Raw genomic sequence first — 610 nt, forward strand, 5'->3', positions numbered from 1 at the left:
GTCGCGGTGCCGGCGGGGATTTCGCCGGCGAACGGCAGATGCTGCACCAGACGGTCGGTGAGCCAGAGCAGGGCGCCGCCGATCAGCGGCGACCAGACCAGGCGGCGGCCAAGCGTGCGCGCTCCGGCCAGCCGCGCCAGCGCCGGGGCAGCGAGCGCCACGAACCCGATGACGCCGACCTCGGCGACGACCAACGCGCCAAGCGAGACGGCGACAGCCATGCCGGCAAGGCGGATGACGGCCGGGCGGGTGCCGAGCGATGCCGCGCCGTCGTCGCTGAGATCGAGCAGGCGTAGCGGTCGCCAGAGCAGGAACGCGGCGCAGATGCCGGCCAGCAGCCACGGCGCCAGAGCAACGACGGCCGCATCGCCATTCTGCACCAGCGAGCCGCTCTGCCAGATGAACAGCTCCTCGGTGTATTCGCGGTTGAGCGCCATCAGCAGCGCGCCGGCCGAACCGAAAGTGAGGCTGACGACGAGGCCGGCGATGATGATCGACACTGGCGAAAAGCTGCGCCCGCGCGCCAGTGCGAAAACGGCTGATGTGGCGAGAGCGCCGCCAGCCAGCGCCACCCCTTCACGGCCGCCTTCCAGCAGCCATGGTGCGTAGA

The 610-nt window shown here is 71.1% G+C and carries 1 protein-coding gene; it reads right to left on the reverse strand.

Annotated elements, in window-relative coordinates; genetic code table 11:
• The coding region (locus tag EN914_RS37590) for an iron chelate uptake ABC transporter family permease subunit (protein ID WP_164779282.1) at nucleotides 1-610 on the reverse strand (610 nt) is incomplete at both ends.

This window comes from Mesorhizobium sp. M7A.F.Ca.CA.001.08.2.1, assembly GCF_003998455.1.
Lineage (GTDB): Bacteria > Pseudomonadota > Alphaproteobacteria > Rhizobiales > Rhizobiaceae > Mesorhizobium > Mesorhizobium ciceri.